This is a genomic window from Pantoea sp. SIMBA_079 (genome assembly GCF_046940275.1).
Classification (GTDB): Bacteria; Pseudomonadota; Gammaproteobacteria; order Enterobacterales; family Enterobacteriaceae; genus Pantoea; species Pantoea borealis.
Window position 1 is genome coordinate 1 of record NZ_JAWRYR010000282.1, and the last position, 273, is coordinate 273.

1 pseudogene is annotated in these 273 nt (G+C 63.7%); it reads right to left on the reverse strand.

The features are described 5' to 3' along the window. Window positions 1-273 (reverse strand): annotated as a pseudogene (locus tag SB719_RS20030) (YgiQ family radical SAM protein); the annotation flags it as partial.

Sequence of the window (273 nt, forward strand, 5' to 3'; positions counted from 1 at the left end):
GCGATGCGGCGCAGCGAAGCCTCGATGCCGCCGAGCACGATCGGCACATGCTTGTAGGCTTCCTTGCAGCGCTGGCTGTACACCAGGCTGGCACGGTCCGGACGGCTGCCGGCCAGGCCACCCGGGGTGTAGGCGTCGTCGGAACGGATCTTCTTGTCTGCGGTGTAGCGGTTGATCATCGAGTCCATGTTGCCGGCGGCCACCCCGAAGAACAGGTTTGGCTCGCCGAGTTTCATGAAGTCGTCTTTCGACTGCCAGTTCGGCTGGGCAATG